Here is a 26363-nt window from a genome sequence, read left to right on the forward strand (position 1 = left end):
CACAAATGACCTGATCACATATGAGTTATGCCCATTAACTCCATAAATCGTGAGAGGGCACTGGTCATGTACGAATCGCGGCGCCTTATAAACACAGTGGGCACGATTCTATGTGGTTCCGGTAATGGATGACAGGTAAATCTGCCTTGCATCCGAGCTTCAACCATAGATTTTGGTAATACGGTGACTCCTAGCCCGTTTTCAACGCATTTAAGCACGCCCTCTAAAGTGCCATATTCCATTACCTTCATCGAAGCAAAGCCATTGCTCTCTAACCATCGCTGCCAACGCCCCAAATAGATGCAATGCGCGAATGACGAAAGCAATGGTTCATGTAAAATTGATTCTACCTGGAATTCCTCCCGGGAGTAGCTTGTAATCAGAACAAGTGATTCTTCCAATACAGGGTACTCAATAATGTCCGGATGAAGAATTGGCCCATCAACCAATGCACCGTCTACCTTGTAGTTAAGAATAGCACTAACCTGATCTACAGTAGGTGCCATATACATGCTCAATTCTACTTGTGGAAATGTCTTATGATATTCTGTAAAAATGATTGGCAATCTTGTAGAAGCGGTTGACTCTATAGATCCGATGTGTAAAGTTCCCCGCGGAGTAGAGGAAAGCTTTACTGCCTCTATCGCTTCTTCAAAATCGTAGAGTAATTTGTTTACATATGGCAACAGTTCACGTCCTGCAGGCGTTAAGGATATCTTCTTGTGATATCGATAGAGAAGAGGAACACCTAATTCTTGTTCAAGACGTTGGATTCGTGCAGTGACATTCGACTGCACATAATTTAATTTCTCAGCAGCTTTTGTAATGCTTTGTTCAATAGCTACTGCTTTAAATATTTCCAAAGATTTAATATCCAAAATAACGCTCCTTTTGCATCGCAAATTGTGATGAACTATACACTATTTTTTGATTTTACGTGATCCAATAGAATAAGTAAACTTAATGATATAAGAGATTTATCATGAGGAGGAGAATTGAGAGATAGGAAATTTTAGCTAGGAAAAGATAAAACAGGCGTTTCCAATTAAATGAGGAGGGAATTTATTGATTTCAAAGATTAATATCCAAGAGAAATTTTTGCAAATAAATGCTTATTGGAATCCTAGAATAAGTGGAGAGTTGAACGACTCATACATTAAAATGGTAAAAATTAAGGGTGAATTCATTTGGCATCACCATGATGACGAGGATGAAATGTTCTTTGTATGTAAAGGGAATCTAGTCATCCGTTTTAGGGATAGAGAAATAGCTCTTAATGAAGGGGAGTTTCTTGTGATTCCTAAAGGAATTGAACATCAGCCAATTGCTGAAGAAGAAGTTCATTTGCTATTAATTGAACCAAAAACGACTCTAAACACGGGGAATGTGGTCAATGAACGAACTGTTTCGATTCCTGAACGAATGGATGAACACTAGATCGTGCACTTAACAGGTGCTTTAGTTGAAAAAGAGGCAGCAATCGCTGTCTCTTTTTACTACGTTATCATACATTCACTTGTCTTTAATTTTAAAGAGTAAGCGAATCTTTATTTGTTTATCGATTTTTGTACCGGAAGTGTGCGTTAATCTGGCCTTCCAGCATTTTTTTCTTATATTGTCCGCTTTTTAATGCCTGTTCTTTTTTCTTCATGTCTTTCAAAATCTCGGCTGTTTGCACACCGTCTTCTCGTTTGTTGGCGATGTCCATTAAACGTTCTACATCAGAAAAAGAATATTTACGCGTGCCTCTTGTTGAGCGCTGGGGGTAGATGAGTCTGCGTTCCTCATAATATCGGATTTGCCTGACGGATAGCCCTGTTAATTCACTGACAATCCCGATTGAAATGACTTTTTTATCTTTATAAGAAACATCTTCCTGCGTCATATACTCACCCCTGCAAGTCTTTTCTTCATATTATACAGAACGAGAAGGAAAAAAACCTATCATTTGTCAGAAAATATAACACAAAAACGAAAAAATGAAAAAACAATGGAAGGAAAGATAACAACAAATGTGAAATGAGTGTTGCGCGTGCATATAATGATGATGAGTTGAACTAGGAGGAGGAGCAAATGATGGAGCAAACACAGATCATCTGTATGGCAAAAGAAATCATCGCATTAGATATGAAGAGGGATGAATTACTGGAGCGATTCATGCAGGCGGCAGGTCAGAATGCACATGCTCTTCTAAGAGCCGTACAAAATGATTTGTATAAAAGCTCTTCATAAGCACCTGGTCCAGATCACTTGATAGGAGGGGATAATCGGTGCGGCGTATCTTAACAGAAGCTTTAGCAAAGGAAAGACATTATTATACGAAGCAGCTCTGTTCATTAGGAGTTTACAGCCCTGATGCGGCCAAGAACATGACAATTAGTGACTTAAAAAAAGAGTATCACTTCTTTTTCAACAAAACAGAGCGTAATTTGTGAAAATCCCTTGAAATGTGCGTATGTCACATAAAGGGTTCTTTTTTTGCGTGCTTAATATTATAGCAATATTGAATTTTGTAGAAATTTGACGAATACAGTGTAAGGAAACGCAGTTCCTTTACAGATTATGTTAAACTATGTCGCATCTTGATGGTTTGCTAAAAAAGCTTTTTTTCGAGATGATTGTGAAAAATAAGAAGGATTTTAAAAGTTTATATCGAAATCTTATACATAACACGAATGGAGTCACTTATGTGGTTGAAAGGGTTTTCAAAAACGTACTTCTATTTTTTACGAAAGGCTCCAACTGCACCGCAAGAAAGCCTTGAAGTTAAAAAAATATTATAAGAGGTAGATATGTGATGAGACTATCGTTTAATGAAGAAGAAGTAGAACGTTCAATGACACTTTACAAGGTATTTGCAAGAGCATTTAAAAGCGTTTCAGAACACAGTATTAGAGACAGCAAAGAGCATGGATTTAATCCAACTGAATTTGCCGTTCTTGAATTGCTGTACACAAGAGGTGCTCAAAAACTTCAGCAAATCGGCTCAAGACTCCTGCTTGTCAGCGGGAATGTGACGTACGTAATTGACAAATTAGAACGAAATGGTTTCATTGAAAGAGAGCAGGACCCAAAGGATAAACGGTCGGTTTATGCCCATTTAACAGATAAAGGGCGCAGTTATCTTGATAAGATTTACCCGATTCATTCTCTCCGGATTGCGCGAGCGTTCTCTGGCCTCTCGCGTGAAGAACAAGAACAATTGATTAGTCTATTGAAAAAAGCAGGCATTCACAGTCAACATTTATTATTTAGATAGAACGAAAAGGTGCCATGATTGGCACCTCTCAGATTGTTGACAAAGGGCTAAAATGATCTTTATTTTAGCCCTTTGTCTTCTTTTCAGCGTGACCTGAAAACCTTTGAAGTCTAGGAAGGACGAGCACCGAAGCAGAGCGAATTTGACATTCGTGAGCATCGGAGCGCAGAACTGACAACGAATGCGAGGGTTTGTCTACACGCTGAAAGGTGCCATGATTGGCACCTTTTTTATGTGTCCAGCTGATGCGCCGGATAGGCAATGAATTTTTCGATATCGGTTGCTGGAAGGGGCTTTGCATAATAAAAACCTTGCAGGTCGTCACATCCTTGCGCAGATAAAAGCTGCGCCTGCGCAAAGGTTTCAACACCTTCTGCTATGACTTCGAGAGATAATTGATGTCCCATCGCGATAATGGCACCTGTAATCTGTTCAGACTTCGAATCATTTAAAATATCTTCAATGAAGGATTTGTCGATTTTCAGTCGATGAATGGGCAAATCCTTTAAATAGCTTAAGGAGCTATGACCTGTACCAAAGTCATCAATACTAATGCGAACGCCCAGATGTTTCAGCGACGTCAGCACCTGTTTTGATTGCTTGATATTGTCCATTGTCATACTTTCTGTCACTTCAAGCTCGAGCAGTGACGATGTCAGGTTGTATTTTTTCAGTGTCAGCTTAATCAAATCAATTAAGTCTTCAGAATTGAATTGTTTCGCAGATAAATTGACAGCCACAGGAATTTTCAGCCCGTTGTCATACCACGTTTTAGCCTGCCTGCATGCGGTATCAATGACCCATCTGCCAATATCAATGATCAGCCCTGATTCCTCTGCCAGCTCAATAAAAGCCTCAGGTGATTTTAAGGAACCATCTGGTGCCTTCATTCTTAGAAGAGCTTCTACGCCAGTCATCTTTCTTGTTTTCGCACTGACTTGCGGCTGGTAATGAAGCACAAACTGTTCTCTCTGAATGGCATCCCGCAACTCAAGCTCTCGATTTAACCTGTCTTCACTTGATCTTTCCATTGATTCGGTAAAGAACTCATACCGGCTTTGCTTATGTTTTTTGGATAAATACATCGCCATATCGGCTTTCCTCATCAATTCCATCCCATCTTTGCCATTTTGAGGTGAGATGGCGATCCCAATGCTGATAGATGTAATGAGCTGATGATTCTGGATGAAAAAAGGACGTTCAAATTGACGAATGATATTTTGAGAAAGCTGCTCAATTTTGTGTGTGTCATGTCCCATGTGAGGGAAGATCATTAAAAATTCATCCCCGCCTAGTCTTGCAATAAAGCCATTGTCCGGTAAACATTGTGTCAGTCTGTTTGCAGCTGCTTTAAGTAGTAAGTCTCCTATGTTATGACCAAGTGCATCATTAATAATTTTAAAACGATTCAAGTCAAGAAACAGAACAGCCGTCGATGTTCCTGTCTCTTCTTGAGCGGAGAGAACATCATTTAAATGGTTGATGGCGTGGCGCCGATTAGGAAGCTCAGTTAACGCATCATAATGTGCCATGACATGAATTTCTTTTTCTGCAATCCGCTGCTGCGTTAAATCTTTTAAGACAAGATAAATACTGTCAAGAGTATTGTTGACATGAACAGGTATGTAAGTGACATGATAATAATAAAAACGATCTGCTGCTTTCAGTTCTGCTTCACGTGTGATGGCTTTTTTTGACCGGGAAATAAATTCTTCCCACATCTCAGTCGGCATCACGTATTGACTGACATCATCACCAATCCAAGAATTGCACATTTTTAAGATTTGTTTACCTAAGTCGTTCGCAGAAAGCACCTTTCGATCGACAGATAACACGATAATGCCATCGATATTATGTTTAATGAGCGATTGAAACCGCTGTTCATTTTCCTTTAACTGATCTGACTGCTTCATGATTCGGTGATCTATATAGGCACCAAAGATCATCAGTGTTTGGACAATCAGTGTCATCAAGCCGATGAAAATCGACAGACTGAATGGCGACATTTCAAGAGAGCCGCCTGCAGCGGACTGTCCATCTGAATGAACAAACATAGTAGAAGCAGCCATACCAGTATAATGCATGCCAGAAATAGCCCCACCCATCACGAGTGCACCAGCTATTTTTAACAGATGATCCTCCTTTTTTTTCTCGGATCGATGGAGCCGAAAAAAGAGATGCAGTGAAAAGAAAGATGCCAGCGCAGCAATGAAAAACGAAAGAAAAAAGAGGACTGGATCATAGCTGATTGAGACATTGGCCATTGATTCCATTCCAAGATAATGCATGCTGCAAATAGCTGAGCCCATGGTGATTGAACTAATGAGCAGCCGTCTTATGGAAAGCTGCTCTTGAATGCATATCGAGAATGCGATCAAAGAACCGACAAAAGACGCCAAAATCGATAAAATCAGTAAGGGAGTTTCATATGTGATGCCGGTTTGCATGTGAAATGCCATCATGCCAATAAAATGCATCGACCATATGCCCATCCCCATGATCATTGCACCAATGACCAGCCATACCTTTTTCTTTGCACCGCTTGACTGTATCACTCGGCTGGCTAACTGAAGAGCTGAGTAGGAGGCCACAGCGGCGACAGCGACTGACAGAAAGACAAGCCATCCGTTGTAGCTTCCTGTTAATTGGGTCATGTGAGAAAACCTCCAGTATCTTAAAACAGACATATACTTAATATATCGGATCGCATGGCTTCTGTGTTCACTTTTCCTTCACTTAAATACCACAATCAACGTTTTTTTCACGTGTCTTTTATAGTAAAATCAAATTTAATGTAAAAAAACGACGAAAAGTGAATCGTTTCTTCGGTTTTATTCGTTTAATATATGGTGTGATTCTAAAAGAGATAGAATCATTCAAACGATTATGTGTGAAAGGGATTGATAAACATCGAAGATTTTATTATTTCTTTAGCTGATGCTTTTAAGAACTTGTCGTACTTTGGCATCTTCCTCGCATTATGCATTGAATTTGTTCCTGCTGAAGTGGTTCTGCCTCTTGCGGGTTACTGGGTCTCAGAAGGGGACATGGCCTTCATCGGTGTTGTGGCTGCCGGCTCCATTGGCGGCGTGGCTGGCCCTTTGACCTTGTACTGGTTAGGACGTTATGGCGGCAGACCCTTTTTAAATAAATATGGGAAGTACTTTTTTGTCAAACCTGAGTCGCTTGATAAATCGGATGCTTTCTTTGAAAAGCATGGTGGTTTCGTCGCCTTTAGCGGCCGGTTTATTCCAGGGGTCAGAACGCTTATTTCCATCCCGTGCGGTATTGCCAAGATGAATGTGTGGGTCTTTTGCTTGTATACGTTTTTGGCGATTACGCCCATTACATTTGTGTATGTGTATCTTGGGTTTGTGCTCGGGGAGAACTGGAAAGAGGTTGGCGCTATGTTAGATCCATATCTTTTACCGATTGGGATCGGGGTTGTGTTGTTGTTCGTTGTTTATATATGGCTGAAACGTAGAAAAAGAAAAACAGAAACACCCACTGCCTAATCACTGAATCGAAGTGAAAGTCACCTGTTGACAATCCAGTGTCTATTGATTATGATATAAGTAATCTAAATATTCTTAAATCCCACCAAAGGGGAGTAGCGTCCGGTTTTTACCGGAAACAAAGTCGTCATTACATGGACTTAAGTTCCATCGGCTTTGTTGGCATGATTCTACATATCACATGTCTAGCAAGACCTTTGCCATTACAGGCAAAGGTCTTTTTTGTATTCATAAGCCTTTGTCTGTTGTGGGACAATAGATAAAAACAAGGAGGAATGATGATGGATGCAGCAACTATTTTAGAGTACGGGTGGGTTCTTCTCGTACTGATTGGATTAGAAGGGATTTTAGCAGCTGATAACGCGCTGGTCATGGCTGTGATGGTTAAACACCTTCCTGAAAAGCAAAGAAAAAAGGCATTGTTTTACGGACTTGCGGGTGCGTTTGTCATGCGATTTGGTTCCCTGTTTCTTATTTCGTTTTTAGTGGATGTGTGGCAAGTTCAAGCCATTGGCGCAATTTATCTTCTTTATATTTCCATTCACCATATTTTAAAATCGCACGTATTTAAGAAAAAGGAATCAGACACAAACATGAAGCAAAGCGGCTTCTGGGCAACAGTCGTAAAAGTCGAGCTTGCCGACATCGCTTTTGCTGTAGATTCCATCTTAGCGGCCGTCGCATTAGCCGTGACATTGCCGAAAACGAGTCTTCCGCAAATCGGCGGACTCGATGGCGGTCAATTTATTGTCATTCTTTTAGGTGGTATCATCGGTCTTATCATCATGCGATTTGCAGCTACTGTCTTTGTGAAACTGCTCAAAACAAGACCGAGCCTAGAAACAGCAGCCTTTGTCATTGTCGGATGGGTTGGTGTGAAGCTCACGCTTTATACACTGTCACATCCAGCTATTGGTATCGTGTCCTCTCATTTTATTCATTCAGCATTATGGAAAGTGATTTTCTGGACGGTGCTTCTCGCAATTGCAGCATTTGGCTGGTTTTTATCAAGTCCATCAAGAAAAGGCGGCCAAGAAAACGATGGAAAACAAGAGGGACGCCTAGAAGAGTAGGTTTTTTGAAAGAAATATCATTTCATTTTCATAACACGTATATTACAAATAAGGGGGAGATACCCCCTTATTTCTTTGCTTTTAGACGAAACATTGTAAAGTAGATGATGATATACATGTCATAATTGAGTAACAGGAAATGAATTCCTCATTTCTTCCTTTGCGCTTCCCTCATAAATTAGCTATCATAAATGAGTAATATAGGGAGAACTGAGGTGAAACCATTGCTTAGCCTTTTGTTTAAAAAAGGAAAGAAAAAGCAAACATTAGAGCAGTCGGCTATCAGTATTCAACAAGGTGATATCGAGCTGCAAAATGCATTAATAGAGCAATACAAACCATTTGTCGCTAAGACGGTTTCATCCGTTTGTAAACGATATATAGATGAAAAAGATGATGAATTCAGCATAGGCTTAATTGCCTTTAATGAAGCGATAGAAAAATACTCTGCCGAAAAAGGAAACTCACTCCTTGCTTTCGCAGAATTAATTATTAAAAGAAAAGTGATCGACTATATTCGAAAAGAAGCGAGAAATGCGCCAACGGTTCAAATGGACCTGCAAGAAAGTGAAAATGGCGAGTACTCTCAAAGCATGATTGAAGCAGAGCTGTCTACAAATGAATATAGACGTTTAATTGAACAAGAACATAGAAGAGAAGAAATAGAACATTTTAAAGAACGATTAAAAGTATACGGTCTCACGTTTCAAGAGCTGCTTGAACATTCACCAAAGCATGCAGATGCCAGGCAAAATGCCATTAAAGTAGCCCACACACTCGTTGAACACGATGAGCTCAGAACCATTTTATTTCAGAAAAAACAATTACCAGTCAAACAGCTTGAAAAGCTAGTGGAAGTCAGCCGCAAAACGATTGAGAGAAATAGAAAATACATCATTGCGATGGCGATCATTATGACAGGAGATTATGTGTATTTGAAAGATTACCTTAAAGGGGTGCTTAATTCATGAGAAGAGGCATTATAGTAGAGAAAAACAAAAAATATGTCACGCTGCTGACCCCTGATGGACAATTTCTGCGGACAAAATATGAACAGCAAGACTATGAAATCGGTCAAGAAGTGACATTTCCGAATGAATCACGTCTCGAAAGAAAAAGAGCCGGTTTTTTTGACCTGCTTCGTTTACGTCCGTTAAATGCAGGAATCCTATCAATCGCAGCGATTATTGTCGTGATTTTTACTATGATGCCATCTTTCTCAAGTCAAAAAGCATATGCATATATGACAATTGACATTAACCCGAGCTTTGAACTGAAGCTTGATCACGATTATCAAGTGATCGGTGTCACACCACTGAATAAAGATGCGAAACAAGTACTGGCCAGTATGAAGGATTTGGAAAAAAACGACATGACCAAAGTCGTGCAGGAAATCATAGATGACTGTGACAAAAAAGGTTACGTGAACCACTCTAAGAGCATTTATATTTCAACGGTTTATGAAAACAAGCAGGACCATACATATAAAACCAACGTCAAAAGTAAAATTAACACCATCTCTGGTGAATATCAAAAGCGCGATTACAAGCTAGAAACTGTAGAAAGTGACCTGGAAACAAGAGAAAAAGCTCAAAAGGCAGGCATTTCAACAGGCACATATATCAGAAATCAAGAAATGCAAGACAAAGATCAAGAAGACATTAAAAAGGATGAAGACGCAGCAGAGAGTGATGCTGTCAAAGAAGAAGAGCCTAACAAAGATGATGAAGATCAAACAGACAAAGACAAACAAGAAGACGTCAAGACAGACGATAGCGAAGAGATGAAGCCAGATCAAGAGGCTCCTGAAGCTGAAGACAAAGAGCAGAAGGATCAAGAGAGGGAAGAGCAAGGATCTATTCAAAAGCCTCACCAAACAAAACCTGATGATGAAAGCAAAGACAATCAAATAAAGGAAGAAAAGGATCGTTCTATCGATAAAGAACAAAAAAAAAATCACTCAACGGAACCTGATGACAAAAGAAATCCAAACGGCACATCACGTGGTGGCGCTGAAAAGCACACAAAAAAAAACGACAGGGATCAGAAACGGCCGTCCGCTGAACGAAAAAGAGAACATATGAAGCAAGGAAAAGGTGTACCGTCCCCTTATCGTGAGAACCGGGATGAGCACACATATGAACAATAAAAAAACGCCAGAATAGCTCCGGCGTATTTCACCATGTTTTTATTTAGATTGATTGCCCATTTGTGATTGAGCCTGTTGAACGAGTCTTTTTGTAATTTCACCGCCAACAGAACCATTTGCACGTGCGACTGTATCTGAACCGAGAGTCACGCCAAATTCTTGAGCGATCTCGTATTTAAATTGATCTAATGCTTGTTCTACTCCAGGAACAAGAAGTTGATTTCGGTTTGCCATGTCCATATTCCTCCTTTCACCTCATGTTTGTTGCGCCTTCTTATTTTGAAGAAAACAGCGTACAATTATGCTGGCAATTGCTGCACAAAAAACCGAGGTGATGATTCACCTCGGTTCTTCTTTATCCTGATGCTGCAGTGTATGAAACATCATTTCTTGTGCCGTACTTTGCAAGTGTGAAGTAAAGACAGAAAAAACGGTTGAACTGATAATGCCTTTGATCAAATGCCATTGGTGCTGTGTCAATTCAGAAAATTCTTCACGGAGCTTATCTGTCTGTTCCTCTGTGATTTCCCGTAAGTTTGTTTCTTTTAACGGAAAAAGAGTATGATGATAAATAAAATCAAGGACATGCGCATATGCTTCATAAAAGCGCAGTGGACTAATAATATCATCAGTTCGATCCGTAATTGTGTTAAATAAGGCAGATAAGATGGTACGGATGGCATCAAAGTCAAAAACTGATTTTAAATCTCTAACAATTAATAAAATAACGACCTGATCAATTGAGTACTTCTTTCCAAGCTCAGGGTGGCCAATCATATCTTTAATATCACGTTTGATCCAGTTTTGAATCGCTGTCGATTTAAGAGAAGTCAGTTCGCATAGGTTTCCTAATTCTACAATTTCATTTGTGGAGAGTCCATGCTCTGATTTGTGTTTCCGCCGTTCAAGCCTCTCAAAAAAAGAAGGGATTTTTAGCTCGTCATGTTCGTGATGTTTGTCTTTTTTTACAGATAAATTTAATAGCTGAAGCGGAGTCAGATCTCCCTCTCCTTTTAGAGAATAGAGAAGACTTGTCATGTCAATTCTCGTTAATTTAAAAGCACCCATTATTCCACCTCGTTTGTACGTCAAAAACGTCATAATTGATCTAATTCAACATCATAATCTCTTTTTGATGAAAATGCAAAATAAACTAAAATCCAGAAAGCGGCGTCACAATTTGTTCACTTTTCAGCTGTAGCAAATGTCGTAAATATTGAAGTGACGGGGCTTAAGCCGTTATGATAAACATAGGAAATGATTCCTTTTTCCTTGCAATTTGAGACGTTTATTTTTATAATTTTATTAATAAGTTCAAATGAACTTAATATGACAGCGGAGGTTATGTATGGGTAAAAGAATATTTCTGTTTATATTAACGAACATTCTTGTTATCACTACGATTGGTATTGTACTATCGGTTATTAGTGCAGCAACTGGTGTTGGTTCTTATATAGGAGCAGATGGTGGAATTAATTTTGTGGCATTGCTAGTATTCAGTGCAGTTGTTGGTTTTGTTGGCTCGTTCATGTCACTTGCAATGTCTCGCTGGATGGCAAAAATGATGATGGGTGTGCGTGTGTTAAACCCTGAAAAGGATTCATTAACATATGATGAGCAGCAGCTTGTTGACCGCGTGCACAGATTATCAAGAGCAGCAGGCCTTTCTAAAATGCCTGAGGTTGGTATTTATCAATCATCTGAAGTAAATGCTTTTGCGACAGGTCCTTCTAAGAGAAGATCACTTGTTGCGGTTTCCACTGGATTGCTTCATGAAATGGATGATGCAGCAGTTGAAGGTGTAATCGCTCACGAAGTTGCTCACGTTGCGAACGGTGATATGGTGACAATGACGCTGCTTCAAGGGATCGTCAACACGTTCGTTGTCTTCCTTTCAAGAATTGCGGCATGGATCGCAAGCCGCTTTGTTCCGCGTGAAGAGCTTGTGCCGATTGTTCATTTTATCGCAGTGATTGTTTTCCAAATCATTTTCTCTATCTTAGGAAGCCTTGTCGTGTTTGCATATTCTAGACACCGTGAATTCCATGCAGACCGCGGCGGAGCTGACCTTGCCGGTAAAGATAAAATGATTCATGCGCTTCGCTCACTTGAGGCGTATACGTCAAGAATCAAAGATGATGATCAAACAGCAGTTGCTACGCTTAAAATCAGTGGTAAACGAAAAGCTTCTCTTTTCTCAACACACCCTGATTTAAACGAAAGAATCAGAAGACTAGAAGCAAAATAAGAGAGACGAAAAGACATTCTGTTACAGGATGTCTTTTCTTTTTTGATGAAAAAGTAAATAAAGCATAAAATACCTTTAAAATCATGTCTCTTTTCATTAAAATGATAAGTATTGAAAATTGAAAGTTAAAAGAAGGAATGACAATGAACCCAATTAAAAAGCTAATTGACCGGCTATCGGCTTTCCAGCTGATTGCCCTTTATTATTTTCTTGCTGTGACCGTCTCATTTATTCTTCTAAGTTTGCCAGTCGCTCATCAAGATGGGGTGGTGAAGTGGACATTTATCGATGCATTATTTACGGCAGTGAGTGCGGTAAGTGTCACAGGACTCACCGTTGTTGATACCTCCCAAACATTTAGTGTGGCAGGTATGTGGATCCTTGCGTTTGTCCTGCAAATCGGAGGTATCGGCATTATGACGCTCGGTACCTTTGTGTGGATTGTCATGCGAAAAAGGATCGGGATTAAAGAAAGAAAGCTCATCATGGCAGATCAAAACCAGAGCAATTTATCAGGAATTGTGAAATTAATGAAGCAGGTCTTATATTTAATTTTGCTCATTGAGTTTGTAGGCGGTCTGATTTTAAGCATGTATTTTCTCAAATATTACGATGTGCAGGCAGCATTCTTACATGGCTTCTTCTCAAGTATTAGTGCGACCACCAATGGGGGCTTTGATATTACAGGGAACTCGCTCATCCCTTACAAAGATGATTATTTTGTCCAATTTATTACGATGCTGCTGATCATCTTTGGAGCCATTGGCTTTCCTGTCCTCGTAGAAGTAAAGGATTACTTATTTAATCAAGACCGAAAGCACGCATCGTTCTCATTGTTTACAAAAATCACAACGATTACGTTTGGCAGCTTAGTCATTGTTGGCGCTATTGGGATTTATGCCCTTGAAGCCCGGTTTACGTTTTTAGGGAAGAGCTGGCACGAAGTTTTGTTTTATTCATTGTTCCAATCGACCGCCACAAGAAGTGGTGGACTTTCCACATTAGATATTACTCAATTGACAGAACCGACGCTGTTATTTTTATGTCTGCTCATGTTTATCGGGGCATCTCCAAGCTCGGTTGGGGGCGGAATTCGGACAACCACCTTTGCCCTTAATTTACTCGCACTGTTTCATTTTGCTCGGGGAAATAAGTCCATTAAAATCTTCAAAAGAGAGCTGCATCAAGCGGATATAAACAAATCTCTAATGGTGACGATGATGGCCTTTATATTGGTGTTTGGCGCTACATTCTTATTAACCTTATCCGAGCAAAATACGCTTCTTCAAAATTTATTTGAAGTCTGTTCTGCATTCGGAACAACAGGGCTATCACTAGGGATTACCTCTGAGCTCTCTGTTTTCGGTAAGTGTATCATTATGATGGTCATGTTTATTGGACGGATCGGCATTCCAAGCTTCTTGTACTTAATTGGCCGAAGAGAAAGCGAAGCGAATTATCATTATCCGAAAGAGCGTGTCATCATCGGCTAAACAGCATTCCGAGCGAATGCTGTTTTTTTATTTCCATTATCTAACTGGCTAAATCACGCGAGATGTTCGCAATCTATAGGTAAGAGGTGAACGAGACGTGCTGGATGTAATATGGAAAGCAATTGTCATGCTGCTAGTTGGTACCTTGCTGCTGAGAATAGCAGGGCCTAAATCCATTAGTCAATTAACTGTTCAACAAACAGTGATCATGATTTCAATCGGATCGATTATTATCCAACCCTTTATTGAGCACAATTTACTTGAAACGATTTATGCCGCTGCTACATTTATCATTGCACTCGTCATCATGGAAAAATTGTCTATCCAATCTGATTTCTTTGAAAAATTGGTTTCAGGGAAATCTGTGGTCATTTTGCAGGATGGAGAAATGCTTGATCACAAGCTGAAGAAAACGAGGCTCACTAGGGATGAATTCAAAATGCGCTTAAAGCAGCAAGGCATCACAGACATCAGCTGTCTCAAAAAAGCCACCCTAGAAGCCAATGGACAAATTGGCTATGAGTTAAAGCCAGAAGAAAAGCCCGTGACGGTCAAACAAATGAAGGAACTCCTAGACCAATTAAGAGAAGAACTAAATATGTTAAAAAAGGACTGATTTCAGATGAAAAGAAAAGCAGCGAAAAATGAAGCACTGACAAATAATATGACACCGACAGAAAGCCTGGCACATGATCAAGGACAAACCCAATTTGATGAACAATCAAGAGATCGTCAGGCAAACCGAAATTCTCACAAAGGGAAACAAGGAGGAGGATCTCATGACTAAAAAGCATGTGAAGAGCAAGGACATGAAAGATCATAAGAGGCCAATGGACCCAGATATCTTAGAAGAGGAATTTGGCAGTGAGCTTGGAGATATCAACAGCAGCAAATGGATTGATACTCTTGTAAAACCTAAGAAAGATGCTGAATGTCACAATGGACACATGGATGAAAAATAGAAAAAACGATCCTTGCGGGATCGTTTTTTATTTGATATAACTGCCTTGTCTGCCGGTGATTGTACGCAAAAGATTGTTCATTTTGAGCTCAATCACTGGCTGTGCAACGTTTTTAACAAAGGTGCTAGACAGGGTAAAGGTTAACAGAATGGTCAGCAGCAATAACATCAGTACACTTGCTGTATTCAGGGCCCAGTCGTCAAACCAAGTCGTTCTAAGCAGCTTGATCACAAAGCCATGTAGTAAATACACATATAACGTTCTTGTGCCCCATTTTGTAAAGAAGAAACGGCGTGTTGGCACTAATGCAAAGAAGCTGAATGTAGCGCCAAATGCAAGCATGTACCATGCCATTCGTTTCATTGCCGCAATCAATCCCTCATCTCCAAGAGAAGCATATGACTGTGATCCAAATAAGAAGGAATAATCAAATTCATAGAAATAGCAAAATAAGAATACAGCCATTAATACAAGAAGTGCTGCCAGCTTTCCTTTGCTTGTACGGATGAATTCAAAATGCTGCTTTTTTAAATAGAAGCCAGCTAAAAACATCGGCAAAAAGACAAACGTACGCGATAAGCTGAGCGTATTGCTGATGCTGTCCACGTAACCGACAAGTAACGCAATCGACAAACTGACGATCATCGCCCAGTGAAACGGAAGTTTAGAAAAAGGAATGAGCAGCAAATTCCAAAAAAATAAACTAATTAAAAACCATAAAGACCATTGCGGATCAATTGGATTTAAATTGGCCATGCTTTGATCCTGCAAGAGATAATAGTAAACTGAATAGATCACCTGAAAAATTAAATATGGGATGATCAGCTTAACGGCGACTTTTTTCATAAAACCTGGCTTTCTAAAGCCTTTTGCAAAGAAGCCGGAAACCAAGATAAAGGCGGGCATATGAAAAGTATAAATAAACTTGTATAAATAGAGCATCCAATCATTATCATGAATGAATGATCGTAACAAATGACCAAAAACAACTAGAAAAATCAGAAGAAATTTCGCATTATCAAAATAACTATCTCGTGAAGATGCCATAACATCACCTTTCCTGCTTGATTTCAAACATAAATGTTCTATGTGCACTATTCCCGTATTTGCCCCATTTTAAAATACATTTTGGCTCATTTCGCTATTTGATGTGAAATTGTAGAACGGTTGTAAAAGAAGCGTAAGAAAAGAGAATCGCAGTTCGATCCTGTCATCCAAATGAAATAAAAGAGACAGTCTTCGTGTAAAAAGTTATTTTTTTTATGAGTCGAATGAAGGAACAATGAAAATATTGTAGAAATATTGTAGAGGAATGAGGCTGGAAAAGGAGTGTAAGAGAATGACTGAAACGCTCGATGGCGCAGAAGATATCAGAAAATTAGAAAAAGAGAACGAATATTTGCGAACAGAGTTGATGCAGCAAAAGAGGCTGTTAAATAAGACGTTAGATGCCATTTTCATATTTGATCAGCACCTCAATATTATCCAAGCCAACGAAGCGACATGCAGGCTTGTACAGACATCGAAAGAAGACCTCCTCAATAAATCCGTTCTAGATTTCCTATACGGCATCCCGAAAGACAAAATTGAATGCTCCCTTGATTTATTTTTTCGAAAAGGAAAGTTAAGAAGAGAAATCTCCATTCAGCTTGAAAACGGGGAAACAAAATACATTGAATTTGTTGCAGAGAATGACGTCGTGAATCAGCAATATATCGTGGTCATGCGAGATATTTCCTCAAAGAAAATACTAGAACGAGAACGCTCCATGAATGAGCAGCTGTTCAAAGATTTGTTTGACCGAGCCATTGACGGGATGGTCATTTTTGATCAGGATGGCTGCATGATCGACGCCAATCACTCTTTTTGTCAGAGCTTTGAGCTACAAAAGACCGATTTAACCGATCGTTATTTAAATGAATTTGTCGAAGATGAAAATCTTCCAGCCTTGCAGCACCTTTTAACGTCACTTAAAGAAACAGGGAAAGCCAAGGGAGAGCTTCCCGTTACCCTTCAATCTGGCCAGCAAAAATTATTCGAGCTCACGATTACATCAAATGTCATGAGCGGTTTTTATATGTCCATCATGCGGGATATTACAGAAAAAAGGTTAATGGAAGAAAAGCTGTTAAAAAGTGAGGAACGCTTTAGAGAAATTTTCGAAAATGCAATGGATGCGATCATCATATGGGCAGATGATGGAGAGATTGTGAGAGCAAATGAATCAGCCTGTCGAATTTTTGAATTGCCTATGCACTCACTGATTGGCAAGAAACTCACAGACTTTCTCGTGAAATCTGATCAGAGATATAGGCCGACTAGAAGACGTTATATTCGGAATCATGAAATAAGGGAAGAGCTGTTGTTCAGAATGGCAAATGGTCAGTTTAAAGAGCTCGAGTTTACATCAAAGCATGCGGTATTAGAAGGACAGCACTTAACCATTTTACGTAATGTGAGTGATCGAAAAAGAATGGAAGAGGAGCTGCGCGAAAGTGAGCTCAAATTCCGTAAAGTATTTAATGGATCAATGGACGGCATTGTTCTTTTTGATAACCAGTACCGCATTATCGAAGTCAATCCATCCGCAAGCGAGCTGCTCGGATTGAAAGACGATCATTTAACGGAAATGAACCTTTTCCATATCCTTGCGCCTTATCAAATTGAACATTTGGCACAGCCTGCTCAGGCGATGTCGTTAGATGAAATGGACAATGAAGTTCCGTTTGTGCTGAACCATCCAGATCAGCGTATATTGGAATTCTCTTTTAAACGCAACATTATTCATAATATGAATTTGGCGATCTTTAGAGATGTGACAGAGCGGAAGGAATTAGAAGAGCGGGTGAGAAAATCAGATACCCTTCATGTGGTCGGAGAGCTTGCCGCTGGAATTGCTCATGAAATTAGAAACCCGATGACAGCATTAAAAGGCTTCATACAGCTGTTAAAAGGAAATATTGAAGGGGAGTATTCGCTCTATTTCAATGTCATCACTTCAGAGCTGAAAAGAATTGAATCCATCATCACCGAATTTTTGATTTTAGCGAAACCGCAAGCCATCGTATATGAAGAAAAAAATGTTGTGCAAATTATGAAAGACACGATGGATCTTTTGCACGCACAGGCGAACCTCGGCAACGTTCAAATGCATCTCAATGTGTTGGATGAGATTCCGCTCATTTATTGTGAACAAAACCAATTAAAACAGGTCTTTATTAACATTTTGAAAAATGCAATTGAAGTCATGCCGAGAAAAGGAAATGTCTATGTGAGCATTCAGCGGAAGGGCGAAGAGCATATTGTCATTTCACTGCGGGATGAAGGCTGCGGAATGGCAGAGGACAAGCTCAAGCGTCTAGGGGAACCATTTTATACGACAAAAGAAAGAGGAACTGGACTTGGCTTAATGGTTAGTTATAAAATTATTGAAGAGCATCAAGGAACGATTGAGGTAGAAAGTGAGGAAGGGGTAGGAACCGTCTTCCATCTCACGCTTCCACTGAGGCAGAAGAAACAAGAAGGAGAGCACTAACGTGTATTATACCGTCTATCACGCACCAATTGGGGCATTATACATACTAGAAAAAGACGATGCCATCATCGAGGTGATGTTTGATGATGAGCCATTTTTAGTAAAAAAGCAGAAAGCCGATCTAAAAGAAGAAGAAACGCCTGTATTACAAGAAGCGAAAAAGCAGCTAGATGAATATTTCAAGGGAGAGCGCCAAGTATTCGATCTCCCGCTCAAGCAAAAGGGATCTCCGTTTCAAGAGCAGGTGTGGGAAGCACTTTCGACTATTCCATATGGTGAATCAAAAAGCTATGCAGACATTGCAGAAGCGATTGGCAACCCAAAAGCTGTAAGAGCGATTGGACAAGCGAACAGACGCAATGCATTACCTATTTTTATTCCCTGTCACAGAGTGATTGGAAAAGACCGCTCTCTGACGGGCTATGCAGGAACAAAAACAGACATGAAAGCGGTTCTGCTAGAATTAGAAGGTATCCCATTTGTTCAAAAATAAATCGATTGACCTGTTCCAAATGTTTGTCAAGCGACATATCCTTTTATTAAGCTAAAAAAGTTGGTTGAGGGAAAAAGGAGGGCGCTAGGGAATGTTTTGGGGCAAAAAGAATAAAATGTATGCCGTCACATCACTATGTGTCAAAATGAACGTTTTGACAGAAGAACAGAAAAAAGAAATCTTAGCAAAAACGAATGAAATAAAAAAGCGCGGTGCTCTTAAATAATAAGTACACGGCGCTTTTTTTATGATTAGAGTGAGGTGCTTTCAGCGAACAGAGCATCAATCTCTTCTGTATAGTTCGACGTGATAATCCCTTTCTCTGTAATAATACCTGAAATGAGATGGTGAGGAGTGACATCAAAGGCGGGATTGAATACCTGAACATCAGGCGGTGCAATTTGGACGCCGTTTAATTCCTTTACTTCCAGCGGATCACGCTCTTCAATTGGAATATCTGCCCCGTCTTGGGTTGATACATCAAAGGTGGAAAGCGGTGCAGCTATAAAAAACGGAATTTGAAAATGCTTAGCTAAAATGGCGAGACTTAACGTTCCAATCTTATTCGCCGTATCTCCATTACGGGCAATACGATCAGCTCCAACAATGACAGCGGAAATTTGCTTTTCTTTCATCGTATGGGCTGCCATGTTATCTGTAATGAGCGTCACATCTACGCCGCCTTGCATGAGTTCCCATGTTGTCAGCCTAGCCCCTTGAAGAACAGGGCGTGTTTCACAGGCATAAATGTGAAGATCGAGATTTTTCTTTTTGGCTAAATAAAATGGAGCAAGGGCTGTTCCGTACCGGCTCGTGGCGATGGAGCCTGCATTGCAAATGGTCATAATACGATCACCCGATTTAAAGAGCTGGAGTGCATTTTGACCGATTTGTCTGCATGTTTCTTCATCTTCAATTTGAATTTGAATGGCTTCATGGACAAGGTCTGTTTTGGCTGCATTGACCGAAGCTGCACGCTCAATGCGCTGCAATAATCGCTCTAAAGCCCAGGCTAAATTCACAGCGGTTGGACGAGCACTGTTTAAATATTCTTTTATCTGAATGACTTCTTGTTTAAAAACATCAATTTCTTCTGTCTCAATGTCTTGGGCACTGAGCGCCAGTCCAAAAGCTGCTGTAATGCCAATGGCAGGTGCTCCCCGCACTTTTAACGTGACAATGGCATCATACACGTCTTCTTTTGTATATAAATGCTCAAACTCAGTTTCGGCCGGTAATTTTTGCTGATTCAAAATGTTAATATGGTTTTCTTCCCATTCCACAGAACGGGGGACTTCAAATTCTTTAGACAAAACCCGTCACTCCTTTACAGATTGATGGAATAATGCGACGAGGTCAGACGCTGCTTCCACTGCATGATATTGTTTGATCATTGTTTTTCCGAGCGTTAGTGCTGCTTTTTTCTGCTGAATCCGTCTAGATGGTGATGGAATCGCATCGAGATCAGCGGCATGAGCAAGGCCGATTGTTCGGCGGACAAGCTCACAGCCCGCAAAGCCTGCCGCTTCTTTTAAAATACGGTCAAAGGTTGTTTCTAAAAAACTGTCAGATACACTAAACGCTTCAATGCTGTCTTCTTTCCAAGCTTTTGCGAACACTTCTTTGAATGTCGCCCATACATTGATGACATGGTCAAAGAGGTACTGCTGATCGTGTTCATTCTCACGAGACAAAGCATTGAGGAACAGGTTAGCGATAAAGTGGCCAATATCGAATCCAAAGGGACCATAAAAGGCGAATTCTGGATCAATGATTTTTGTTTCCGTCTCACTTGCAAAAATACTGCCTGTATGAAGATCTCCATGAACGAGTGTTTCAGCAGATGTCAGGAAAATACGCTTCAGTTCGGCTGCTTTGGCCTGCACTTCAAGATCTGCCCAAAGCGCTTCGGCAGCTTCTCTTAATTCTTCTTCGAAATCATTTGTGCCGCTATCAAAGAAAGGATCTGTGAAGACGAGCTTTTCGGTAATGTCACAAAGGTCCGGATTCGTAAATTGCTTCACAAATTGTTTTTTGATTTTAGGATTTGTGGCAAAGTCAGAAGTGTAAAAAAGTGTTTTTCCTAAAAATTCTCCGACATGATCGGATAAATGCGGATATTGTTTTCCGGCAATTAGCCCTTTTCTGACGATTTCCAGGTGTGATAGATCCTCCATTGCCGTCACAGCAAGAGCTGTATCTGAATAATAGACTGCAGGTACAAGGTGCGGCGTATATTCTGACTGCTTGATCAGGGCAGCACTTTCAATTCTCGCGCGGTCTAATGTAAGCGGCCAGCTCTCTCCGACCACCTTGGCATAGGGCAGGGCCTGCTTGATGATCAATCCTTTTTCTTGTTTGTGATCAAAAATATGAAAGACGTAATTTAAATTCCCGTCACCGATTTCCGTACATGTCAAATGACTGCTTTCTTGGATCAAGCCAAGTCTAATTGCGAGTGCAACTGCCGAGCTTTCTGTTAATTCTTCATATGATGCCGTAAGTGTAACCAATTGCTATCCCTCCAAATCATATAAAAAAGCCTCTTTCTCCTGAGAGAAAGAGGCTTGATGGCGTGTATGCTCAAAGCCTCTCTTATCTCTCAGCACATACGTCTGATGGAATTAGCACCGTGCCCTATAAGACAATTGTCTTGGCGCTTACTTGCTGCGCCCCACTTCACAGTGGTATTAACGGTCGGTTGCTGTTGGGGTCAAAAGGCCAAATCCCTCGCCCAACTCTCGATAAGAGAAATCAATATGTAATTGTTTCGTGTCTGTTTGCATTTCTTAATTCAAGATATTATCAGAGCTGCGCTTCACATGTCAATCTTTTTTCAAAATTGCTTTACAATTCATAAAACAATCCATTACAGTGTTTGTATTGTTACGTAACTTGAATAGAAGGTGAAGAAATGGAATTCCAGCAATCAGATGTATTGAAACAATTACCGAAACAATTTTTTGCGTCTCTTGTCCAAAAGGTGCAGAAAAAGGTGCAGGAAGGGGCAGATATCATTAATTTAGGGCAGGGAAATCCTGATCAGCCAACCCCTTCGCATATTGTAAAAGCCATGCAGGAAGCGGTATTAAAACCTGAAAATCATCAATACTCGTCATTCCGCGGAACAGCGAAATTAAAAAAGGCTGCCGCCGCCTTTTATGAAAGAGAATATGGTGTCACGCTTGATCCGATGAAGGAGATTGCGATTTTATTTGGCGGGAAAGCGGGACTTGTTGAGCTGCCGCAATGCCTGCTGAATCCTGGAGATACACTCCTTGTCCCAGACCCTGGTTACCCTGATTATTGGTCAGGTGCCGTGCTTGCTGGAGCTCAGATGGTGACGATGCCGCTTCTTGAACAAAATGATTTTTTACCTGACTATGATCGATTGCCTGAGAATGATAAGAAAAAAGCAAAGTTGATGTATTTAAATTATCCCAACAATCCGACAGGTGCCACGGCAAGTCGTGCGTTTTTTGAAGAAACCGTTACATTTGCGAGAGATCACAAACTCTGTGTTGTCCATGATTTTGCGTATGGCGGCATTGGGTTTGATGGGAAAAAGCCGATCAGCTTTTTGCAAACAGATGGAGCGAAAGAGACGGGTATTGAAATTTATACATTGTCTAAAACGTATAATATGGCCGGCTGGAGAGTGGGTTTTGCAGCAGGAAATCCGTCTGTTATTGAAGCGATTGAGCTTTATCAGGATCACCTGTTTGTTTCACTGTTTAAAGCAACTCAAGATGCAGCAGCGGAAGCCCTATTAAGCGACCAAACGTGCGTACAGGTGCAAAATGATCGATATGAGAAAAGGCGAAATGTGTGGATCGCTGCCTGCAAGGAGATTGGCTGGGAGGTCACAGCACCAAAGGGGTCATTTTTTGCTTGGCTAAAGGTGCCAGAAGGATATACATCTGAATCTTTTTCTGACGTATTATTAGAGAAAGCACATGTTGTTGTGGCTCCGGGGAATGGGTTTGGTACTCACGGTGAAGGGTACGTGAGAGTTGGGCTTTTAACAAGTGATGAGCGGTTACAAGAAGCCGCTCGGCGTATCGCTGCCTTGAATCTGTTTGAAAATAAGCCATTGACAACATAAAAAAATGGTGCGATAATTCAGACAATATTTAAGAAAATTGAATATTCTTATCAAGAGTAGGCAGAGGGACTAGCCCAATGAAGCCCGGCAACCGACTTCCATGAAGCACGGTGCTAATTCTTGCAGCAAGCGCTGAGAGATAAGATTCGGATGAATGACACGAAATAACCTCTTTAAGGCGCTGACAAAGCACTTGAAGAGGTTTTTTATTGACCATATGCATGACGCAATCGAAAGGGGATTCCTAGTGAGTGAATTACTGGCAACATACGTATTAACACATCGAGAGGATGAACAAGTGAACCGAAAAGCGGAGCAGATCGCACTTGGTTTAACAGTGGGATCATGGACAGATTTGCCGCAGCTCAAAAAGGAGCAGCTTCAAAAACATAAAGGACGGGTAGAAAAAGTATCAGAAAAGGTTGCTTCAGCCGAAAATGGCCTATATCAATCTGAGGTGACCATTGCTTATCCTGAGGCTAACTTTTCAGCTGATATACCGGCCGTTTTGACGACGATCTTTGGAAAGCTTTCACTTGATGGAAAAGTGAAGCTAGTCGATATACAATTCTCGGATAGATTTAAAAGAAGCCTGCCAGGACCGGTATTTGGAATTGATGGCATACGCAAAAAAGCAGGCGTGTTTGATCGTCCGTTGTTGATGAGTATTTTTAAAGGTGTCATTGGCCGTGATATGGCGGATTTAAAAGAGCAGCTCCATTTACAAGCATTAGGCGGCGTTGACTTTATCAAAGACGATGAAATTTTATTTGAGAGCCCGCTAGCCCCTTTTGAAGAACGAATCAAAGAAGGAAAAAAGATATTAAAAGAAACATATGAAGAGACAGGGCACCGAACGTTATATGCCGTTAATTTAACAGGCAGAACCTTTGAACTGAAGGATCGAGCAAGAAAGGCAGCTGAACTCGGAGCGGATGCACTCTTATTCAATGTCTTTGCCTACGGACTAGATGTCATGCAAAGCTTAGCTGAGGATCCAGATATTCCATTGCCTATCATGGCCCATCCCGCAGTAAGCGGCGCTTTGACATCATCGCCTGAATATGGATTCTCGCATTCTCTTCTTTTAGGTAAATTAAATCGATATGCTGGCGCTGATTTGAGTCTTTTTCCCTCACCTTATGGGTCGGTCGCACTTCCGAAAAAAGATGCTTTTGGAATCTATGAAGCTTGTGTAAAAGAGGATTTGGTGCAAAAAACGTTCCCAGTCCCGTCAGCAGGCATTCACCCTGGAATGGTTCCAGTATTGATTAAAGATTTTGGACTCGATCATGTGATTAATGCTGGTGGAGGAATTCACGGACATCCGCGTGGAGCCATCGGTGGAGGGAAAGCATTTCGATCGATCATTGATGCGGTGATACATGGAGAGTCGATCCAAGAGAAGGCAGCTTCTTGCCAAGACTTAAAAGCAGCACTTGATCTATGGGGAAGGGTAGCGGAATAAATGAAAAAACCAATTGTATGTTGTGATTTTGATGGAACAATTACGAAAAATGATAATATCATTCGCATCATGAAACACTTTGCACCAAGTGAATGGACGAAGCTGAAGGATGATGTTCTCTCAAAGGAGATCACCATTCAAGAAGGCGTCGGGCAGATGTTTCAATTACTGACGAGTGATCAAAAAGAAGCCATTCAGTCGTTTATTTTAGAAGATACAGAGATTCGAGAAGGATTCACGCAATTTGTTGATTATGTGAAAAAGGCTGATATCCCTTTCTATGTGCTAAGCGGCGGGATGGACTTTTTTGTCTATCCCATACTCGAGGGCATTGTGGGCAGAGACAATATTTATTGCAATCATGCCTCATTTGGGGAAGATCATATTCAGATTGAATGGCCGCATGCCTGCGATTCGCAATGTCAAAATGGCTGTGGATGCTGCAAGCCGTCAATCATTCGAGAGCTGACCCATAAGAATGACTTCATCATCATGATCGGAGATTCAGTCACCGATGTGGAGGCGGCAAAGCATGCGGATCTCACATTTGCGCGCGACTACTTGCTGAATGAATGTAAGGAGCTTGGGCTTATATATCAAGAGTATGAAACATTTATTGATCTTAAAGCGCAATTTGATCAAATAAAGGAAGTGAAGGAATGGCAGACGCAAAGAGCAAGCGCTGGCAGGAGCTAGCAGACGTCAAACGTGAACTGGCACAAAGAGACTGGTTTTACGGAACAAGCGGCAATTTATCGATCAAGGTGTCGGATGATCCAATCACGTTTTTGGTGACGGCAAGCGGTAAAGATAAACGAAAAGAAACGGATGAAGATTTTGTTTTAGTGAACGCAGCAGGCAAGCCTGATGATCCGAACGAACAGCTTAGACCATCAGCCGAAACACTGCTTCACACATACGTGTATGAGCGGACGGAAGCAGGTTGCTGCCTCCATGTCCATACAATCGATAATAATGTGATGTCTGAGCTGTATGGGGGTAAGGGCGAGGTTCGTTTGAAAGGAAACGAAATCATCAAGGCGCTTGGTTACTGGGAAGAGGATGCAGAAGTGTCGATACCGATTATTGAAAATCCAGCCCACATTCCGCATCTTGCAGCACAATTTGCAAAGCATCTCACTGAAGAGTCAGAATCAGGTGCGGTGCTCATTCGAAATCACGGCATCACTGTCTGGGGAAAAACAGCCTTTGAAGCAAAACGAGTATTAGAGGCGTATGAATTTTTATTTAGCTACCACTTAAAATTAATGCTTTATCAAAAGCAGCTTGTCAGATAAAAAGGAGGAAAAGCACATGGCGACGATTTTGATTCATAACGAAGAGAACACATTACTTGAAAGCGAGCAAGAGGTAGCAGCATATTTAGAAAAGCAAGGGGTCATTTATGAACATTGGGATATTGCAAAGCTGCCAAACCGGTTATCAGAAAAGTATGATTTAACAGATGAGGAAAAGGAAGAGATTTTGACTGTTTTTCAAAAGGAAATCCAGCGTATATCTGAAAAACGAGGGTACAAAGCGCAGGATGTGATTTCATTATCTGACGCCACACCAAATCTAGATGAGCTGCTCCAAAATTTTAAGCGTGAGCATCATCATACAGATGACGAAGTACGTTTTATTGTAAGCGGGCATGGAATCTTTGCCATTCAGAGTAAGAATGGCGTCTTTTTTGACGTGAGACTGAATCCAGGCGATTTAATTTCTGTCCCGCCACATATTCGTCACTACTTTACACTTCAAGAGGATCGCAAAGTGGTCGCAGTTCGCATATTTGTCACAACTGAGGGCTGGGTGCCAATTTACGAGGAAGAAACGGTTTAATAACAGGAGCTGATCATTCCGCATGAGGCGGATGATCAGCTTTTTTTTAGGAAAATAGGCATAAAATGAGAAAGAAAATAGTTGATTTTGATCTTCCGCATAGGATAAAATTCTGTTTAATCCATGTGTCAGTCCTGTCCAAATTTGAAGTTTACCCCCAAATTAGATTGGGTAAGAGGTCTTTAGGCTGTAAAAAATTAAATAAAATAAGCATATTT

General features: G+C 40.6%; 29 protein-coding genes and 3 riboswitches. Of the genes, 21 read left to right on the forward strand and 8 right to left on the reverse strand.

What is annotated here, in order from left to right; genetic code table 11:
* Positions 1–14 precede the first annotated feature (14 nt).
* The gene (locus GKC25_RS06095) at positions 15–878 is read right to left on the reverse strand and encodes a LysR family transcriptional regulator (RefSeq protein ID WP_342689945.1); all 864 of its coding nucleotides are present in this window, start codon (positions 876–878) and stop codon (positions 15–17) included.
* A 187-nt stretch (positions 879–1065) separates the two neighbouring features.
* Between GKC25_RS06095 and GKC25_RS06100 the strand changes: the two genes are divergently transcribed.
* Positions 1066–1437, forward strand: coding sequence for a cupin domain-containing protein (locus GKC25_RS06100; RefSeq protein ID WP_342689946.1), 372 nt, complete (start codon positions 1066–1068; stop codon positions 1435–1437).
* Between the two features lie 118 nt (positions 1438–1555).
* On the opposite strand, the gene GKC25_RS06105 is transcribed toward GKC25_RS06100, so the two are convergent.
* Positions 1556–1885: a MerR family transcriptional regulator gene (locus tag GKC25_RS06105; RefSeq protein WP_012009715.1), complete on the reverse strand. Its 330-nt coding sequence runs from the start codon at positions 1883–1885 to the stop codon at positions 1556–1558.
* Positions 1886–2076: 191 nt separating this feature from the next.
* Between GKC25_RS06105 and GKC25_RS06110 the strand changes: the two genes are divergently transcribed.
* From GKC25_RS06110 to GKC25_RS06120, 3 genes are all read left to right on the forward strand, one after another.
* Positions 2077–2232: a hypothetical protein gene (locus GKC25_RS06110; protein ID WP_162839372.1), complete on the forward strand. Its 156-nt coding sequence runs from the start codon at positions 2077–2079 to the stop codon at positions 2230–2232.
* 38 nt (positions 2233–2270) lie between these two features.
* The gene (locus tag GKC25_RS06115; protein WP_034662950.1) at positions 2271–2435 is read left to right on the forward strand and encodes a hypothetical protein; all 165 of its coding nucleotides are present in this window, start codon (positions 2271–2273) and stop codon (positions 2433–2435) included.
* A gap of 359 nt (positions 2436–2794) precedes the next feature.
* Positions 2795–3259 (forward strand): MarR family winged helix-turn-helix transcriptional regulator, encoded by a 465-nt coding sequence (locus GKC25_RS06120; RefSeq protein ID WP_088004396.1) that lies wholly within the window; start codon positions 2795–2797, stop codon positions 3257–3259.
* A 230-nt stretch (positions 3260–3489) separates the two neighbouring features.
* On the opposite strand, the gene GKC25_RS06125 is transcribed toward GKC25_RS06120, so the two are convergent.
* Positions 3490–5913 (reverse strand): bifunctional diguanylate cyclase/phosphodiesterase, encoded by a 2424-nt coding sequence (locus tag GKC25_RS06125; RefSeq protein WP_342689947.1) that lies wholly within the window; start codon positions 5911–5913, stop codon positions 3490–3492.
* Between the two features lie 246 nt (positions 5914–6159).
* On the opposite strand from GKC25_RS06125, the gene GKC25_RS06130 reads away from it, so the two are divergent.
* The 4 genes from GKC25_RS06130 (at position 6160) to GKC25_RS06145 (ending at position 9996) form a co-directional block, all read left to right on the forward strand.
* Positions 6160–6774 carry a DedA family protein gene (locus tag GKC25_RS06130; protein ID WP_034662945.1) on the forward strand — a complete coding sequence of 205 codons (615 nt, stop codon included), beginning with the start codon at positions 6160–6162 and terminating at the stop codon, positions 6772–6774.
* 78 nt (positions 6775–6852) lie between these two features.
* A riboswitch (yybP-ykoY riboswitch) is annotated at positions 6853–7024 on the forward strand.
* A gap of 31 nt (positions 7025–7055) precedes the next feature.
* Positions 7056–7847 (forward strand): TerC family protein, encoded by a 792-nt coding sequence (locus GKC25_RS06135; RefSeq protein ID WP_034662942.1) that lies wholly within the window; start codon positions 7056–7058, stop codon positions 7845–7847.
* Between the two features lie 215 nt (positions 7848–8062).
* Positions 8063–8818: an RNA polymerase sigma factor SigI gene (gene sigI / locus GKC25_RS06140; RefSeq protein ID WP_034662939.1), complete on the forward strand. Its 756-nt coding sequence runs from the start codon at positions 8063–8065 to the stop codon at positions 8816–8818.
* Complete coding sequence (locus GKC25_RS06145) at positions 8815–9996, forward strand: anti-sigma factor domain-containing protein (protein ID WP_034662936.1); 1182 nt, start codon at positions 8815–8817, stop codon at positions 9994–9996. The genes sigI and GKC25_RS06145 overlap by 4 nt, the downstream gene beginning before the upstream one ends.
* A 39-nt stretch (positions 9997–10035) precedes the next feature.
* Here the strand turns inward: GKC25_RS06145 and GKC25_RS06150 are convergent, their stop codons facing one another.
* Together GKC25_RS06150 and GKC25_RS06155 are read right to left on the reverse strand one after the other, a co-directional pair.
* On the reverse strand, positions 10036–10230 hold the full coding sequence (locus tag GKC25_RS06150) for an alpha/beta-type small acid-soluble spore protein (RefSeq protein WP_003211343.1): 195 nt from the start codon (positions 10228–10230) through the stop codon (positions 10036–10038).
* A 105-nt stretch (positions 10231–10335) separates the two neighbouring features.
* On the reverse strand, positions 10336–11064 hold the full coding sequence (locus tag GKC25_RS06155) for a DUF1836 domain-containing protein (protein ID WP_187704469.1): 729 nt from the start codon (positions 11062–11064) through the stop codon (positions 10336–10338).
* Between the two features lie 280 nt (positions 11065–11344).
* On the opposite strand from GKC25_RS06155, the gene htpX reads away from it, so the two are divergent.
* The 5 genes from htpX (at position 11345) to GKC25_RS06180 (ending at position 14699) form a co-directional block, all read left to right on the forward strand.
* Positions 11345–12244, forward strand: coding sequence for a protease HtpX (gene htpX, locus GKC25_RS06160; RefSeq protein ID WP_034662931.1), 900 nt, complete (start codon positions 11345–11347; stop codon positions 12242–12244).
* Between the two features lie 143 nt (positions 12245–12387).
* Positions 12388–13737: a TrkH family potassium uptake protein gene (locus GKC25_RS06165; RefSeq protein ID WP_080869518.1), complete on the forward strand. Its 1350-nt coding sequence runs from the start codon at positions 12388–12390 to the stop codon at positions 13735–13737.
* Positions 13738–13834: 97 nt separating this feature from the next.
* Positions 13835–14353 (forward strand): DUF421 domain-containing protein, encoded by a 519-nt coding sequence (locus tag GKC25_RS06170; protein ID WP_034662926.1) that lies wholly within the window; start codon positions 13835–13837, stop codon positions 14351–14353.
* 6 nt (positions 14354–14359) lie between these two features.
* Positions 14360–14524 (forward strand): hypothetical protein, encoded by a 165-nt coding sequence (locus GKC25_RS06175; protein WP_187704470.1) that lies wholly within the window; start codon positions 14360–14362, stop codon positions 14522–14524.
* Positions 14517–14699, forward strand: coding sequence for a hypothetical protein (locus tag GKC25_RS06180; protein WP_034662925.1), 183 nt, complete (start codon positions 14517–14519; stop codon positions 14697–14699). Before GKC25_RS06175 ends, GKC25_RS06180 begins: the two co-directional genes overlap by 8 nt.
* 27 nt (positions 14700–14726) lie before the next feature.
* On the opposite strand, the gene GKC25_RS06185 is transcribed toward GKC25_RS06180, so the two are convergent.
* Complete coding sequence (locus GKC25_RS06185; protein ID WP_034662922.1) at positions 14727–15746, reverse strand: acyltransferase family protein; 1020 nt, start codon at positions 15744–15746, stop codon at positions 14727–14729.
* 292 nt (positions 15747–16038) lie between these two features.
* On the opposite strand from GKC25_RS06185, the gene GKC25_RS06190 reads away from it, so the two are divergent.
* The 3 genes from GKC25_RS06190 (at position 16039) to GKC25_RS06200 (ending at position 18953) form a co-directional block, all read left to right on the forward strand.
* The gene (locus GKC25_RS06190) at positions 16039–18234 is read left to right on the forward strand and encodes a PAS domain-containing sensor histidine kinase (protein WP_034662920.1); all 2196 of its coding nucleotides are present in this window, start codon (positions 16039–16041) and stop codon (positions 18232–18234) included.
* 1 nt (position 18235) lies between these two features.
* On the forward strand, positions 18236–18727 hold the full coding sequence (locus GKC25_RS06195) for a methylated-DNA--[protein]-cysteine S-methyltransferase (RefSeq protein ID WP_066030983.1): 492 nt from the start codon (positions 18236–18238) through the stop codon (positions 18725–18727).
* A gap of 91 nt (positions 18728–18818) precedes the next feature.
* Positions 18819–18953, forward strand: a complete 135-nt coding sequence (locus tag GKC25_RS06200) for a hypothetical protein (RefSeq protein WP_262417168.1) — start codon at positions 18819–18821, stop codon at positions 18951–18953.
* Positions 18954–18978: 25 nt separating this feature from the next.
* On the opposite strand, the gene mtnA is transcribed toward GKC25_RS06200, so the two are convergent.
* Positions 18979–20040 (reverse strand): S-methyl-5-thioribose-1-phosphate isomerase, encoded by a 1062-nt coding sequence (mtnA, locus tag GKC25_RS06205; protein ID WP_034662913.1) that lies wholly within the window; start codon positions 20038–20040, stop codon positions 18979–18981.
* Between the two features lie 6 nt (positions 20041–20046).
* Entirely contained in the window at positions 20047–21240 is a 1194-nt protein-coding gene (gene mtnK / locus GKC25_RS06210; RefSeq protein ID WP_034662911.1) for an S-methyl-5-thioribose kinase, read from the reverse strand.
* Positions 21241–21319: 79 nt separating this feature from the next.
* Positions 21320–21478: riboswitch (SAM riboswitch) on the reverse strand.
* Between the two features lie 163 nt (positions 21479–21641).
* Between mtnK and GKC25_RS06215 the strand changes: the two genes are divergently transcribed.
* The 5 genes from GKC25_RS06215 (at position 21642) to GKC25_RS06235 (ending at position 26145) form a co-directional block, all read left to right on the forward strand.
* Positions 21642–22832, forward strand: coding sequence for a pyridoxal phosphate-dependent aminotransferase (locus tag GKC25_RS06215; RefSeq protein WP_034662908.1), 1191 nt, complete (start codon positions 21642–21644; stop codon positions 22830–22832).
* Between the two features lie 44 nt (positions 22833–22876).
* Positions 22877–22978, forward strand: a riboswitch (SAM riboswitch).
* 101 nt (positions 22979–23079) lie between these two features.
* Positions 23080–24300, forward strand: a complete 1221-nt coding sequence (gene mtnW, locus GKC25_RS06220; RefSeq protein ID WP_106037813.1) for a 2,3-diketo-5-methylthiopentyl-1-phosphate enolase — start codon at positions 23080–23082, stop codon at positions 24298–24300.
* Positions 24301–24996: a 2-hydroxy-3-keto-5-methylthiopentenyl-1-phosphate phosphatase gene (locus GKC25_RS06225; protein WP_034662901.1), complete on the forward strand. Its 696-nt coding sequence runs from the start codon at positions 24301–24303 to the stop codon at positions 24994–24996.
* Positions 24960–25598 (forward strand): methylthioribulose 1-phosphate dehydratase, encoded by a 639-nt coding sequence (locus GKC25_RS06230; RefSeq protein ID WP_095285068.1) that lies wholly within the window; start codon positions 24960–24962, stop codon positions 25596–25598. The genes GKC25_RS06225 and GKC25_RS06230 overlap by 37 nt, the downstream gene beginning before the upstream one ends.
* Before the next feature lie 16 nt (positions 25599–25614).
* Positions 25615–26145 carry a 1,2-dihydroxy-3-keto-5-methylthiopentene dioxygenase gene (locus GKC25_RS06235; RefSeq protein WP_106037812.1) on the forward strand — a complete coding sequence of 177 codons (531 nt, stop codon included), beginning with the start codon at positions 25615–25617 and terminating at the stop codon, positions 26143–26145.
* The last annotated feature ends 218 nt before the right edge of the window (positions 26146–26363 follow it).

Source organism: Bacillus pumilus, assembly GCF_038738535.1.
Classification (GTDB): domain Bacteria; phylum Bacillota; class Bacilli; order Bacillales; family Bacillaceae; genus Bacillus.